Origin of the sequence: Luteococcus sp. H101, from assembly GCF_038433155.1 — a bacterium.
Lineage (GTDB): Bacteria > Actinomycetota > Actinomycetes > Propionibacteriales > Propionibacteriaceae > Luteococcus.
In genome coordinates this window covers 1-14,370 of record NZ_JBCDMW010000003.1, presented here as the reverse complement: position 1 = coordinate 14,370, position 14,370 = coordinate 1, and the positions used below count along the sequence as shown (strand labels likewise).

The following is a 14,370-nucleotide window of genomic DNA, read 5'->3' as shown; positions in this document are numbered from 1 at the left end:
GGGTCTGAACAGCTGAGCAGCCTGTCGAAGGGAAGGGCCCGGGTTTCACGTGGAACTCCACGCGCAACCCGGGCCCTCGCTGTTCGATGCCAGCTGATGGCTTTGGAAAGGCCTAGCCAGCTGGCTAGTTTGGCCGCCAGGTTGCCCGAGGATCCTTGGGTGACTCGCCATCCCAGCTCACGAGGTCGGCGTCGCGGAGCTTGGTGAGATGTCGCAGCACGGTCGGGCGCGTTAGACCGACGAGCTCGGCAATTTGTCCGGTCCCCAAGGGGCGCTGCGCCAGACGCAGAGCAGTAAGAATGCGCTCCCCGGATTCCCCGATCTGCGTGATGACTTCACCGGGGATGGCGTTGCTGGCCAGCAAGGTCAGGCGCACCGCCTCGGATGCCTGTACGTAGATAGGGTCCACCAGTCCGATGCGTCGCATCTCGCTGAAGATTCGTCGGATGCCCTCGCCCAGCTCCTGAGTGACTCCGAGGTCGGCGCACACGCGAGCGATCCGTGGGTTTCGTGCATTCCGGCTTATGGACTCAGGCCGTGTTGGGTCCACCATGCCCGGGAAGCGGCCGGGGCTGGTGATCTCCAGCCGATTGGGAAAGATCTCGACGCGGATGTGATCGCCACCGATGCTGTAGGACCGGTGCACCAGTGCATTGACCAGGCCCTCCAGCCATGCGTCTCTTGGGATGATGGGTACGCCTTCGAATCGTCCGGACTCCGCCAACGCTCGGCGGCGTGGCATCAGCTGTTCGATGGCGGCCGTGGCTGCAGCAATCTGGGTAGGCAGCGAGCCCTCACATCTGATGTCAGCACCGTCCTCCAGTGTGTGGGTTCTTCCGACACCACGTTCATTGTCTGAGTACCGCAGGATTCGTACGTGTGCATTGGGGAACGTCGACTGCGGTCGATCTGCGAACAACAAATGGGCAGCGACAGTGACGCTGCCCTCCTTGGTGAGCAGGTCTCGGGCATGAAGGGCGAGCTCTGGGGAAGACGAGCCAAGAGCTTCCTGGTAGCTTCGCAGCTGGGGTAGCAGATCGGCCACAGTACCGCCGGGAGCCGCCGTGCCATCGAAGCAAACGGTGCCGCGATCCCATTCCAGCTCTTGACGCTGCGCGAAGGAGAGTCGCCGCGACTCGTCGCCGATGCGCTGGTAGCACTCACCCTTGTTCGTTTCGTGCACATGGTCCCCGGGGCCCACACGGAAAACCAGGACTCGGCCCATGGTCGTGGCGAGCTCGTGAACTTGAGTGCGTACGCACGGCCGAGTGAAGTCAGCAGCCGCCTGGCGAAGCTCATTGTCGGCCCGATCCGAGACGGGTACGACGCCTCCCGCGGAGAGCCCCGCAATGACCACTCCACCCTCCGAGTTCGCCATTGCTACCAGAGGTACGGCCAGATCCGCTGGCTTGATCACACCGGACTTGCGCTCAAACCACTGGTTCTCAGGCAGGCGCAGCAGCGCCTCGACGGCATCATCTGCCGGTAGTGCAAGAGCCTGATCAACCGCCGCGGGATACATGCTCTAACTCTAACAATTTTAGAGTGCTTTACAGTAGACGTTCACGCTTGGCCCCCGGCGACAAGGTATTGGTGCGCTGGGGCGGTGCTGGGTGGCGGGCCACCGAGTGGGCCGAAAGGCTGGCAGCCACGGAGCGCCCTCGTGCGAACCCCAGTAGAAGCGGCGCTCCCAGCTGCGAGCCAGCGTGATCTGGCCGTCGCGAAGCTCGCCGGTGATGCTGGTCCAGATCCCCTGGCCGGGCTGCTGTTACCGATGGCGCGCCTTCGACAGCAGGGCTGCAGGGTGGAACTTCACCTGGTCGGTGGTGCCGTCGGCCAGGGTGACCCGGCCGGTGTTGACCAGCCGACCGAGGCAGTGGCCGTAGGTGAAGCTCGCCTCGATGGCGTCACCTGGCAGCTGCGACCGCCAGGCCTCGACGATGGCCCGATCGTGCTCCTCCTGCAGGGGGTGCGGGGCGTAGTGCGGATGGTGATCCGGATCGCTCATGGTGGCCTCTTCATCGTCCGGCTGGGTGGCTCCACGCTAACCCCGCCGGGATCAGAAGGCCGTCGCTGCAGGAGGCGTGGCAATCCTTCACGCAGCAGCCCCGGCGACGAGGCATTGGCCGTCGTCGCCGGGGACACTGTGCGGTCCTGCCTGGGCTCAGTTCTTGAGCGGCTTGCGGGTCTTGGCCATGTGCTCGGCGCGGGCCACGCTGTCCGGGTGGGTGTAGGCCTCCAAGGTGCAGGCCGTCTCCAGCAGGCTCAGCTCGCTTTCGCCCTGCTCCTGGTCGTCGGGGCCGGTGGCGACGTAGAGCTTCTCCAAGGCCCGCAGGATTCGGGCGTCGTTCTCGCTCATGTCCTTGCCCTGCCAGGTCGGCTCCAGCTCGGAGCCGGCGGGTAGCCGACGGATGGTGGCCTCGGCGGACGTGGTGTAGCCGTCGGCCAACCGCTCGGCGGCCTCCAGCGCCACCCCGAGCACGTGGTCGGGGGAGAGCGCGATCAGGTCGTCGGTGTGCAGCATGCCGCGGGCCTCCAGCTCGAAGGCGCCGGCCACCGGCTTCGCGTCGGCAATCACCGCGAAGGCGGAACGCACCGGATCCTCGACGCCGGCCTCCTGCATCACTCGCACCGTCTGCACCGAACCGCCCCAGCCGGGCAGCAGCCCGACGGTGCGCTCCGGCATGCCCAGCTGGGCCTCGGAATGCACCACCGCCAGATCCGAGTGCAGCACCAGCTCCGCGCCGCCACCCAGCGCCACGCCACGGACCGCGGACACCACCGGGAAGGGGGCAGAACGCAGCCGGCCAAAGAGCTCCGCCCCACGACGGATGAAGGCCTCGATGGCCGCCCGGTCACCGGCGGCACCCAGCCCGGCCAATGTCGCCAGGTCCGCCCCGGCGCAGAAGGCGCGCTCATTGTCCGACGCCACCACCAGGGCGCGCAGGCCCCAGGCGTCGGCCTGCGCCAGCACCTGGTCAAACAGGTCCAGCACACCCGGCTGCAGCGAGTTCATCGGCGTCTTCATGCTGAACAGGCCAATGCCGTTGCCCACCTGGTGCACCACGGCGGCGTCATTCTCCGCCCAGACCGGCGCCTCGGCGGTCAGCCCGGCGACGGTCACCACCCCGGCGCGCGGGGCGGGCTGCACCACGTCGCCACTGGCGGAGAGCACCTGGCCGGCCGACGGGTAGAAACCGCCCGCGGCCACGGCGGCGCTCAGCAGCGCCGGCACTTCGTGACCCGTCGCCCGGTACTGGTCAACAATCCAGTCCAGCCCGACGGCATCGGCCAGCGCGAACGGACCGCGCTGCCAGCCGTAGCCCAGCACCATCGCCTGATCCACATAGTCCACCGTGTCGGCCACCTCGGGCGCGGTGACGCAGCAGTAGTCCAGGGTCTCCCGGAAGGTATCCCAGGCCCACCGGCCGGCGGGGCTGTCGGTACTCATCACGCCGCGGGCGTCCTTCGCGGCCAGCGCGGGATCGTCGGGCAGTTGCTTGGCGCGGTACTCGAAACCATCGGTGACCACCTCGTCGCGGCCCCGGTAGAAGCCCGAGGCGCCGGTGCGGCCGGTCAGCCCGCGCTCCACCAGCCCGGTCACCAGCGGATTGTTGATGATGTCAAAGCGATGGAAGGCGTCGGATTGTGGCAGCGCCTGGTGAAGGCTGCCCCACACCGGGCGCACCAGCTGCAGCCCGATGTAGTCGAACAGCCCGAAGACGCCGGTGCGCGGAATCCCGAAGGGCTTGGAGAAGACCGCGTCGGCCAGCTCCATCGGCAGCCCGGCATCCAGCGCCAGGCAGGCCGCCGATTCCATCCAGAAATTGCCGATCCGGTTGGCGATGAAGCCGGGGGTGTCCCGGCAGGGCAGCGCCACCTTGCCCAACTGCTGTTCCAGCACCAGATTCAACCGCTCGATGACGGCCGGATCGGTATCCGGGGAGGAAACCACCTCCACCAGCCGCATCACCCGCGGCGGGTTGAAGAAGTGGGTGATGGCGAAGTGCTTGCGCAGATCCGGCTCCATCCCTTTGGTCAGCTGCGCCAGCGGAATGGTCGACGTGTTGGACGACACGATGCTGCCGCTCTGTCGGTGCTGGGCGATCTTGGCGTAGGTGTCGGCCTTCACCTGCGGATCCTCGAAGACGGCCTCGACGATCCACTCCGCCTCGCCCAGTCGGGCCAGGTCGTCGTCGGTGTTCACCGGGGTGACCCGCGCCGCGAAGCCGGGCTGCATGAAGCCGCGACGCTTCACCTGCGCGTCAATCCCGGCCTGCGCCCGGGCGGAGCGCTGCTCGGCCGGGTCACCGGGCTTGGTGTCGGGCGCGGGGATGTCGAAGAGCAGCACCTCAACCCCGGCATTGGCCAGGTGGGCGGCGATGCCGGCGCCCATGGATCCCGCGCCCAGCACCGCGGCGGTGCGAATCGGGGCGTCGATGGCGGGGACGAGCTGGTGGCTGGTCATCGTGCTCCTTCCAGCACCAGGGCGATGCCCTGACCGCCGCCGATGCACATGGTGATCAGCGAATAGCGGGCTTGGGCGGCGTGCATCTCGTAGATCGCCTTCACCGCCAGCATCACGCCGGTGGCGCCGACGGGATGCCCCAGCGCGATGCCGCCGCCGTTGGGATTGGTCTTGGCCGGGTCGAAGCCCAACGCGTCGGAGACCGCCAGCGCCTGCGCGGCGAAGGCCTCGTTGGACTCGATCACGTCCACCTGGTCCAGGGTGATCCCGGCCTTGGCAAGGGCCTTCGGCACGGCAGCCACCGGCCCGATGCCCATCAGGTTGGGCGCGACGCCGGCCATGCCCCAGCCCGCCACCCGGGCCATCGGCTTCAGGCCGTGCTGCTTTACCGCCTCGCCGGAGGCCAGCAGCACCGCGGCGCCACCGTCGTTGATGCCCGACGAGTTGCCGGCGGTCACAGTGCCGTCCTTGGTGAAGCTCGGCTTCAGGGTGGCCAGCTTCTCCACGGTGGTGGCGCGTGGGTGTTCGTCGACGTCGAAGGTGACAGTCTCCCGGCCCTTGCGCACCTCGATGGGCGCGATCTGCTCCGCGAAGGTGCCATTGGCCATGGCCGCGGCGGCCCGACGCTGGGATTCTGCCGCGAACTCGTCCTGACGCTCCCGGCTGATGCCGTACTTCTTCGCCACATTCTCCGCGGTGACACCCATCAGGTAGCCGTTGAAGGGGCAGGTGACGGTGCCCGAGAGCCAGTCGTAGAGCACCCCGTCGCCCATCTTCTTGCCGGCGCGCATCCCGGTGACCGAGTACGGCGCGCGACTCATCACCTCATTGCCGGCGGCCAGGGTGAGCTGGGCGTCACCGGTCATGATCGACTGCGCACCGGAGACGATCGCCTGCACGCCGGAGCCGCACAGCCGGTTCACGGTCAGGGCGTCGGAATCCTCCCGCATCCCCGCGCCGATGCTCACCATCCGCGAGGTGTACAGGTCCTCGCCGGCGGTCGGGATGATCTGCGCGACGAAGGCGTTGTCGATCGCCGTCGGATCCACCGCGGCGCGCTCGATGGCGGCCTTGGCGGCGTGGGTGCCGAGCTGGACGGGGGTGTGGTTGCTCAGCGAGCCCATGAAACTGCCGATGGCGGTGCGGGCTCCGGAAACCAGGTAGACGTCGGTCATGTCGATGCTCCTGAAAGGCTTGGGGGTCGGCTTGGGTCAGTTGTGCAGGTCGAGGGCGACGTGGACTTCCGGTTCGGTGTACTCGCGGATGTCCTCGACGGTGATGCCGGGGGCCAGCTCCGTCAGCACCAGACCGTGATCGGCCACCTGGAAGACGCCCAGGTTGGTGATCACCAGGGAGATGGCGCCGGCCGCGGTCAGCGGGTAGGTGCACTCCTTGAGGATGCGGTGCTCGCCGTGCACGTTGAGGTGCTCCATGATGGCGATCACCCGCTGCGCGCCCTTCACCAGGTCCATCGCGCCGCCCATGCCATTGGTCTTGCGGCCGGGGATGCCCCAGTTGGCAATGTCGCCCTTCTCGCTGACCTGCAGCGCGCCCAGCACGGCGGTGTTCACGTGCTTGCCGCGGATCATGTCGAAGCTGCGCACCGAATCGAAGGTGGAGCCGCCGGCGGCCAGGGTGGTGGTCTGCTTGCTGGCATTGATCAGGTCCGCGTCCACCTCGTCGGGCAGCGGGAAGGGGCCGAACTTCAGCAGGCCGTTTTCGGACTGGAAGATGACCTGGACGTCTTCGGGCAGGTAGTCCGGGATGCTGGTGGGGATGCCGACGCCCAGGTTGACGTAGCTGCCGTCGGCCAGTTCCTTGGCGGCGCGGGCGGCGATCCCGGCGCGGGTCCAGCCAATGGGCTGGCCATGCTCATTCCTGGCGACGAGTGCCTCGTGCGGCTCGTTGTCGTCCGGGTCCTCCGAGCGGGTGATGATCCGCTCCGCCACCTTGTCGGCGGCCTGTTCCGGGGTGAGTACCAGGATCCGGTCGACGAAGATGCCCTGCAGGTGGATCTCCTCGGGGCGCAGCTCGCCGGTCTCGACCAGCTCCTCCACCTCGACGACGGTGGTCTTGCCGCACATGGCGGCCGACGGGTTCATGTTCTGCGCGGTCAGCCGGAAGACCAGGTTGCCGTCGCGATCGGCCTTGTGGGCGCGGATCAGCGCGAAGTCGGTGGTGATCGCCTCCTCCAGTACGCACAGCTCCTCGGTGCCGTCGGCGCGGGTGAAGACCCGGGTCTCCTTGGGCTCCGAGCGCAGGATCACATTGCCGTCGGCGTCGTAACGGACGGGCAGGCCGCCCTCCGAGACCATCGAGCCGGCGCCGGTGGGGGTGAAGAAGGCGGGGATGCCGGCGCCGCCGGCCCGCATCCGCTCGGCCAGGGTGCCCTGCGGGATCAGGTCGACGTCGATCTCGCCGGTCAGATACTGCCGCTCCAGGGCCTTGGCGAAACCGACGAAGGAGCCGCAGAACTTGCGCATCAGGCCGGCCTCCACCACCTTCGACAGACCCATGGCGGTCTCGTCGATCTGGGTGCCGGGGTTGTTGGAGTAGACCTCCAGGTCACCGACGCCGCGTTCGACGATGCCGTCGATCAGGACGAAGGGGGTGCCGCAGGTGCCGAAGCCACCGACGGAGAGTTTCATGCCGGGCGTGAGGCCCTCCAGTGCTTCATCCAGCGAAGAGACAACTTTGTCAATCATCGTGGTTCCTTAGGGAATTGTGGGTGAGCTTGGGTGGTGAGTGGTAGTCAATACGAATGACGATTCGTATTGGATTGCAGGGAAGGTAGCAAGCGGCTCACGGCAAAGTCAATGGTTTGGGGAGTCCCATGTTCTGGGGCCTCGACAGGCTCGGCGCAACTGCGGTTTGTCCGCTCCGGGCTCATCCCAACAGGTCTGCGCCACAAACTGCATCCTGACTGGGGTCCAGTGTCCATGAGGCACTGGGTGGGACTGAGGATGCAGTTTGTGGCGCAGACCGGCGGATCGTTGGTCACTCAGATCAAGGGATGGGACGTGACCGGAGCCAGGGCCCTGGCTTGTCGGGGGGCTTGGGGTCAGGGACCCCTACCTGGCGTCGGGCATGTCCGTGCGCAGCAGTCGGAGCGCCGCGTTGGCGTAGAAGTCGCACAGCACGTCCAGGGGCTGGCGGCCGTCGGGCTTGTACCACTGGGAAACGCCGGTGCCCATGTCGATGATGAAGTAGGCGACGATCTTGGCGTCGGGGGTGGTGAAGTCGCCCGTCGCAACCCCCTCATTGATCAGATCGATCCAGTGTTGCACGTAGTCACGGCGCAATTGGCGAACCTGGCTGGCGTAGGGTTCCTGCAGCGCCTTGACCTCTCGGTTGGAAACCCGCACGGGCGCGGCGTGTTCGGCGTGGAAGCGCGCGTGGTTGCGCATCGCCGCCACCACCTTGTCCCGCGGGTTGGCCAGTCCGGCCAGGGATTCGTCGTACTGCCGCAGCAGCTCCTGGTGGATCCACAGGCTGATCTCGCCCAGCACCTCCTGCTTGGAGGAGTAGTGGTTGTACAGGCTGGAGGCGCGCATGCCGAGCGCCCGCGCAATGTCCTCCATGCCGGCGCCGTAGTAGCCACGCTCGTCGAAGAGCTGGATGGCGGCGGTGCGGATCTGGGTGCGCCGGGTGATGCTGGCCATGACAACTCCGAATCTGTGGTGACAAGTGCTTTCGTCGGGCTGGCCCGACGAGTGGGATCGAACCCTTGACAGCCTACGGGGTGCCACTCATACTAGTCGAAACGAATCACCATTCGTAAAATGGTCAATTCACGCGACCTGGATCAAGGATGATCCGGTCATCTCGAACCTTGCTTGTGCTATTTCCCAACGCAGAAAGGCTCGCCATGCCCGAAGAAATGCTCGCGGACTCGACGGATTTCTATGCCCTGTTCTCTGACGTCGAGGGCTCCGACCAGGATTTCTGGCAGCGTGCCCGCCAGTTCGGCTCCGAGGCCGCGCCCCAGGTGAACGACTGCTGGGAGCAGGCCAGCTACCCGGTGCACCTGGTCAAGCGGATGGGGGAGCTCGGGCTGGTCTCCGATGGGCTGGACATTCCCGGCCTGGACACCATGTCTCCGCTGGCCGCCGGCCTGGTGATGATGGAGATTGCCCGCTGCGACGTCTCGATGGCCGCCTTCGTCGCCATCCAGGGCGGGCTGGTGCTGCGTTCCATCCACAGGTATGGCTCCGACGAGCAGAAGCAGCAGTGGCTCACCCCGCTGGCCAAGGCCGAGAAGCTGGCCGGCTTCGGGCTGACCGAACCCACCCACGGCTCGGACTCCGTCGCGTTGGAGACCACCGCCCGTCGCGACGGCGACGAATGGGTGATCAACGGCCAGAAGATGTGGATCGGCAACGGCGGCGTCGGAGACATGACCGTGATCTGGGCCCGGATGGACGACGGCGAGGTCGGCGCCTTCCTGGTTGACCAGAAGACCCCCGGCTACTCCGCCGAGATGATCACCGGCAAGGTTTCCTTCCGGATCATCCCGCAGGCCACCATCACCATGACCGACATGCGCGTGCCGGAGAGCTGCCGGATGCCCGGCGCGACGTCCTTCAAGTGCGCCGCGACGGTGCTCTTCTTCACCCGCTCAGCGATCTCCTGGATGGCGCTCGGTTCCGCGATGGCCTGCTACGAGGCGGCGCTGAAGCACTCGTTGGAGCGACAGCAGTTCGGCAAGCCGCTCGCCAGCTTCCAGTTGATCCAGCAGCGGCTGGCCAACATGCTGCAGGACCTCACCTCGATGGCGCTGCACTGCCGTCGGATCGCGGATCTGGAGGCCGCGGGCAAGCTGGTGCAGCAGCAGGCGTCGATGGCCAAGCTGCACAACACCCGTGCCGCCCGACGGATCGCCGCCGAAGCCCGGGACATGCTGGGCGGCTCCGGAATCCTGCTGGAGAACAATGTGATGCGGCACATGGCCGACATCGAGTCCATGCACACCTTCGAGGGCACCGAATCCGTCCAGTCCCTGATCCTGGGCAAGAAGATCACCGGGATCGGCGCCTTCCGCTGACCTCAGGCAATCCCATCCCGCCACCGCCGACGGCCCCGAAAGGACCACCCCGATGAGCAACGAGATCCTCTCCACCAGCACCACCGACTTCTTCTCCGTCTTCGCCGACGTCGAGGGGGCCGATCTGGCCGCCTGGCGTCGCGCGCAGACCTTTGGCGCCGAGACCACCCCGCAGATCAATGAGTACTGGGAACGAGCCGAGTACCCGATCCACCTGGTCAAGCGCCTGGGTGAGCTGAACCTGATTGCCGACGGGCTGGATGTGCCCGGGCTGGAGAAGATGTCCCCGTTGGCCGCCGGCCTGGTGATGATGGAGGTGGCCCGGGCCGACGCGTCGATGGGCACCGTGATCGCGGTGCAGGGCGGGCTGGCGCTGCGCTCCATCCACATGTGGGGGTCCCCGGAACAGAAGGAGAAGTGGCTGGGCCCGATCGCCAGGTGCGAGCAGCTGGCGGCCTTCGGGCTGACCGAGCCGGACCACGGCTCCGACTCCGTTGCGCTCAGCACCACCGCTCGTCGGGAGGGCGACGAGTGGGTGCTGAACGGCCAGAAGCGGTGGATCGGCAACGGTTCCGTCGGCGACGTCACGGTGATCTGGGCCCGGATGGACGACGGCGAGGTGGGCGGCTTCATCGTCGAACAGGACACCCCCGGCTACCGGGCCGAGACCATTCAGGGCAAGGTCTCCATGCGGGCCATCCCGCAGGCCCTGATCACCATGACCGACATGCGCGTGCCCGAGGCCAACCGGCTGCCGGGCGCGACCAGTTTCCGTGCCACCTCCAGCGTGCTGTTCACCACCCGCTCCGGGATCAGCTGGATGGCGCTGGGTTCCGCGATCGCCTGCTACGAGGCCGCGCTGGAGCACGCCCAGACCCGGATCCAGTTCGGCAAGCCGCTGGCCAGCTACCAGTTGATCCAGCAGCGGCTGGTCAACATGCTCGATGAGGTGACCAGCATGGCGATGTACTGCCGTCGTCTGGCCGATCTGGAGGCCGTGGGCAAGTTGATCCCGCAGCAGGGGTCGATGGCCAAACTGCACAACACCCGCGCGGCCCGCCGGATCGCCGCCGAGGCCCGGGACATGCTGGGTGGCACCGGAATCCTGCTGGAGAAGCACGTGATGCGCCACATGGCCGACATTGAGGCGATGCACACCTTCGAGGGCACGGAATCCATGCAGTCGCTGATCCTGGGCAAGAAGATCACCGGAGTGGGCGCCTTCCGCTGAGCCCGGTTCCCGCGCTCCCTGCCCCTGTCCTCGCACGGACCCCGGGCCCGTCGAAGGGGCTCCCCATTCCGCGTCGGACTCGATACCGTCAGGGGTATGACCAGAAGAATCCTGGTGGTGGACGACGAGCCGGGCATCCGCGCGGTGCTGCGGGAGTACCTGCGCTCCGACGGGCACGAGGTGGTGGAGGCACGGACCGGCGCCGAGGCGCTGGCGGCCTTCCGCGCGCAGCCCGTTGACCTGGTGCTGCTGGATGTCGGCCTTCCGGATGTCGACGGGTTGGAGGTGCTTCGGCTGCTGCGCCAGACCAGCGAGGTCTACGTGATCCTGGTCACCGCCCGCGCCGAGGAGGTGGACAAGCTCGTCGGTCTGCAGGTGGGTGCCGATGACTACATCACCAAGCCGTTCAGCCCGCGCGAGGTGGCGGCCCGGGTGAAGACGGTGCTGCGGCGGGCGCGGAATGGGGAGGCGACGACCCCCCGACAGGCTCGGGGACCGGAGAGGGTCGTCCTTGAGGACCTCACCATCGAGCCGGAGCGACGCGAGGTGACCCGCGCCGGTCAGCCCGTCGAGCTGTCCGCCCTGGAGTTTGACCTGCTGCTGGCGCTGGCCGGCTCGCCCGGCCGGGTCTGGTCCCGACGGCAGCTGCTGGAGCAGGTGTGGGGCGGCGACTTCTTCGGCGACGAGCGGGTGGTGGACGTGCACATCCGCAACCTGCGCCGCGCGCTGGCTGACGACGCGGCCCGGCCGCAGATCATCGCCACGGTGCGGGGCGTCGGCTACAAGTTCCTGCCGGGTGCCTGATGAGTGGGTCCAGGGTGAGACTTCACGGCTGGGAGCGGCTGTCCGCCCGGCTGGTGCTCAGCCATCTGCTGGTGGCGCTGGTTGCGACGCTGAGCACCTACGCGGTGGTGCGCTGGTGGGCCCCGGCCCTGTTTGACCAGTCCCTGTCCGGCCAGGGCCCCGGTGCGGGAATGGGCCCGGGCGGTTCCCCGGGTTCGGGGCGGGGCCCGGGGAGCGGGCCCGGGCCGGGCTTGCGACGCCAGTTCGCTGAGGCCGTGAACCGGGCCGTCGTGGTGGGTGGCCTGCTGGGCGTCCTGGCCGCGGGGGCACTGGCTGTGCTGCTGGCCCGCCGGATCACCCGCCCGCTGCTGCAATTGCGGGAGGCCGCGCGCCGGATGGCCGGCGGGGAGTACCGGGTGCCCGTGCCGGCCAGCTCCACCGTCGAGATTGCGCAGCTCTCCCGCGACGTGGCGAGCCTGGGTGCCCAGCTGGCCGACACCGAGGCCCGTCGGGTGCGGTTGCTGGGGGAGTTTGCGCACGAGCTGCGCACCCCGCTGACCGTCGCCAATGGCTACCTGGAGGCGATGGTCGACGGGGTGCTGCCCGCCGACGCCGAGCGGCTTTCCCTGGTGCAGGAGGAATTGCGGCGCGTCACGCGGCTGGGCGGTGACCTCTCCGCGCTGTCCAGGGCGGAGGAGGGGAGGCTGGAGCTGCACCCCGTCGAGTGTCGCCTGGACGAGCTGGCAGCCCGGGTGGCGGACCGGCTCCGGCCCCAGGCCGACGACGCCGGGGTCGCGTTGGTGGTGGCGGTCGCGCCGACGAGCGGCCGGGTGGACCCGGACCGGCTGGCCCAGGTGCTGACCAACCTGGTGGGCAATGCCCTGCGCGCCACCCCCGCCGGTGGGCGGATCACCGTGACCTGCCATCCCGACGAAACCGAGGCCCGTGGCGCGGTGCTCAGCGTCGCCGACACCGGGGTGGGCCTGGCCGCCGCGGACCTGGAGCGGATCTTCGAGCGCTTCTACCGGGCCGGGGAGGCGCGCCCGGATGGCGGCACCGGGATCGGGTTGACCATCGCCCGGGGGATCGTCGAGGCGCACGGTGGCACTCTGACCGCCACCTCCGACGGGCCAGGGAAGGGTGCCACCTTCACCGTGCGCCTCCCCTGACCCAGACGCGGGCCCGGACCGGGGCCGGACACGGGTTCGAAAGCTTCCGCCGACGGCCGGCGGCCGGTGGGCACTTGGGCAGCTGACCCATGCCAAAGTTGGCGCCGTAGCGGACACAGAAGTGGATTGGACACGTTCAAATCGCCAAATAGCTGCCAACTTTGGCAGGCCCCTCGTCGGGGCACTGGATGAGCAGGGTCGACTGGACGGTGCTGTTCACCGGCCGCGGCGACTTCACCAATGAGGAGGCCACCGCGCTGGCCTGGGGTTCGGACCCCTGAATCGCTCGGCTACCGGGCAGCGGAACGCCGCCCCGGTCCGAGATCCGGGGCGGCGTTGACGGTGGGCGTTCCCCGGAGGTGTTGGGGAAGCTTGCGGGTCCCGACGGGTGGGCGGTCTGTGCCCACCGTGAGGATCGTCACGGGGCCTGGATTGCCGGCCAGCCCGCAACGGGGCCTGGACTCGCAGCGCTCCTCACCGGTCTGTCAGCCCGCTCACCACCGCGGTGGCCCAGCGGGTGTTCAGCGGTTGGAGCAGTCCTGGCGTGGGGTGCCATTGCCGGCTCCCCGGCCCTGACCCATGCCCTTGCCCTGACCCATGCCCTTGCCCTGACCCATGCCCTTGCCCTCGCCCTGACCGGTGCCGCGCCGCGGACCCATTGACTGGCCCTGCTGACCGGCACCCGGTCCGCGCTGTGCGGCCTGCTGGCCCTTTCCCTGCTGGGTCTTTCCCTGCTGGCAGGTGCCCTGTTGCCCAGAGCACGTCTGGTTCCCGGGCCGGCCCTGACCCGCTCGGGCGCCGGGGCCCCGGCCACCCTGACCCGCCTGGGTTCCCGGGCCCGTTCCACCCCGGCCACCGGTGCCGAGCGTCCCATTGGCCGCGGCGGTGAAGGCACGCAGGTGGTTCTGGGAGCCGGCCAGTAGCCGCTCCAGCATGGTCTGCACGTCGGTCTGCTTGACGGTCTTCAGCGCGGCCTGCAGGTCGGCGATGTCGCGCTTCTCCAGCTCGATCCCCACCTGGTGGGCTTCGGCCAGGGACTTGTTGCCGCGGGCCAGCCAACCGTCGTAGAGCTTCTGGATGGCCGGGTCGGCATAGCTGCCGATGGCCCTCCCGGTGGCGGGATCGGCGACGCCGTAGCGGGTGAGCAGCATGCCGATGGAGTCGAAGTGGCGCTGCTCGCTCAGCGTGATGCGGCTGAAGGGCAGGGCGTCGTCGTACTTCTTGGCCAGCTGGGCGTAGAGGTCGCGGGCCATCCGCTCTTCCTCGCGGCTGAAGGTCAGGGCCTGGGCCAGGCCGGCGTCGTCCTTCTGGACGGGTGCAACCCGCGCGGGGGCAGGTGCGGAAGTGGACGGGCCAGCCTCGGCGAAGCCCGCGACACCAACGCCGGAGAACAACACGGCGGAGGCAACCAACAGGGTGCGATGTTTCGTGTTCATGGCTCAAGTCCATCGCTCGTCCATTAAGGGGCGGCCGGGGCTGGTGTGAAGATTCCATGAAGCCGACGCACCGGGGAAGCCGAGGCGGCATCACGATCGGGGTCTCGCCGGCCAGATCCACGCGAGCGGTTCGACTTCTGACCGGATGGGTCAGCTCCCGGGGGAATGAACAGCGGGGGACGAAACGGTGGTTGGGACCCAGCGGGGGGGGTGGCGTTGGGTGATCCCTTACCCCTCCA

General features: G+C 68.2%; 11 protein-coding genes. 4 read left to right on the top strand and 7 right to left on the bottom strand.

Annotation, left to right across the window (positions count from 1 at the left end; all coding sequences use genetic code 11):
• Positions 1 to 124: 124 nt before the first annotated feature.
• The 6 genes from AAEX60_RS00520 to AAEX60_RS00495 all read right to left on the bottom strand — a co-directional run bounded on the left by AAEX60_RS00520 (position 125) and on the right by AAEX60_RS00495 (position 8,130).
• Positions 125 to 1,522 (bottom strand): ATP-binding protein, encoded by a 1,398-nt coding sequence (locus tag AAEX60_RS00520; protein WP_342100297.1) that lies wholly within the window; start codon positions 1,520 to 1,522, stop codon positions 125 to 127.
• 246 nt (positions 1,523 to 1,768) lie between these two features.
• On the bottom strand, positions 1,769 to 2,008 hold the full coding sequence (locus AAEX60_RS00515; RefSeq protein ID WP_342100295.1) for a hypothetical protein: 240 nt from the start codon (positions 2,006 to 2,008) through the stop codon (positions 1,769 to 1,771).
• Between the two features lie 156 nt (positions 2,009 to 2,164).
• Complete coding sequence (locus AAEX60_RS00510; protein ID WP_342100294.1) at positions 2,165 to 4,468, bottom strand: 3-hydroxyacyl-CoA dehydrogenase/enoyl-CoA hydratase family protein; 2,304 nt, start codon at positions 4,466 to 4,468, stop codon at positions 2,165 to 2,167.
• Entirely contained in the window at positions 4,465 to 5,643 is a 1,179-nt protein-coding gene (locus AAEX60_RS00505) for an acetyl-CoA C-acyltransferase (RefSeq protein WP_342100293.1), read from the bottom strand. The genes AAEX60_RS00510 and AAEX60_RS00505 overlap by 4 nt, the downstream gene beginning before the upstream one ends.
• Before the next feature lie 36 nt (positions 5,644 to 5,679).
• Entirely contained in the window at positions 5,680 to 7,173 is a 1,494-nt protein-coding gene (locus AAEX60_RS00500) for a 3-oxoacid CoA-transferase (protein WP_342100292.1), read from the bottom strand.
• A 366-nt stretch (positions 7,174 to 7,539) separates the two neighbouring features.
• Positions 7,540 to 8,130 carry a TetR/AcrR family transcriptional regulator gene (locus tag AAEX60_RS00495; protein ID WP_342100291.1) on the bottom strand — a complete coding sequence of 197 codons (591 nt, stop codon included), beginning with the start codon at positions 8,128 to 8,130 and terminating at the stop codon, positions 7,540 to 7,542.
• A gap of 206 nt (positions 8,131 to 8,336) precedes the next feature.
• Here AAEX60_RS00495 and AAEX60_RS00490 point away from each other — a divergent pair, with 206 nt between their 5' ends.
• From AAEX60_RS00490 to AAEX60_RS00475, 4 genes are all read left to right on the top strand, one after another.
• Positions 8,337 to 9,512: an acyl-CoA dehydrogenase family protein gene (locus tag AAEX60_RS00490; RefSeq protein ID WP_342100289.1), complete on the top strand. Its 1,176-nt coding sequence runs from the start codon at positions 8,337 to 8,339 to the stop codon at positions 9,510 to 9,512.
• A 52-nt stretch (positions 9,513 to 9,564) separates the two neighbouring features.
• A complete protein-coding gene (locus AAEX60_RS00485) occupies positions 9,565 to 10,743 on the top strand; it encodes an acyl-CoA dehydrogenase family protein (protein ID WP_342100286.1) in 1,179 nt (392 codons plus the stop codon).
• A gap of 96 nt (positions 10,744 to 10,839) precedes the next feature.
• Positions 10,840 to 11,547, top strand: coding sequence for a response regulator transcription factor (locus tag AAEX60_RS00480; RefSeq protein WP_342100284.1), 708 nt, complete (start codon positions 10,840 to 10,842; stop codon positions 11,545 to 11,547).
• 14 nt (positions 11,548 to 11,561) lie between these two features.
• Positions 11,562 to 12,695, top strand: a complete 1,134-nt coding sequence (locus tag AAEX60_RS00475; RefSeq protein WP_342100283.1) for a sensor histidine kinase — start codon at positions 11,562 to 11,564, stop codon at positions 12,693 to 12,695.
• A gap of 521 nt (positions 12,696 to 13,216) precedes the next feature.
• Here AAEX60_RS00475 and AAEX60_RS00470 read toward each other — a convergent pair.
• The gene (locus AAEX60_RS00470) at positions 13,217 to 14,131 is read right to left on the bottom strand and encodes a DUF2202 domain-containing protein (RefSeq protein ID WP_342100278.1); all 915 of its coding nucleotides are present in this window, start codon (positions 14,129 to 14,131) and stop codon (positions 13,217 to 13,219) included.
• Positions 14,132 to 14,370 lie beyond the last annotated feature (239 nt).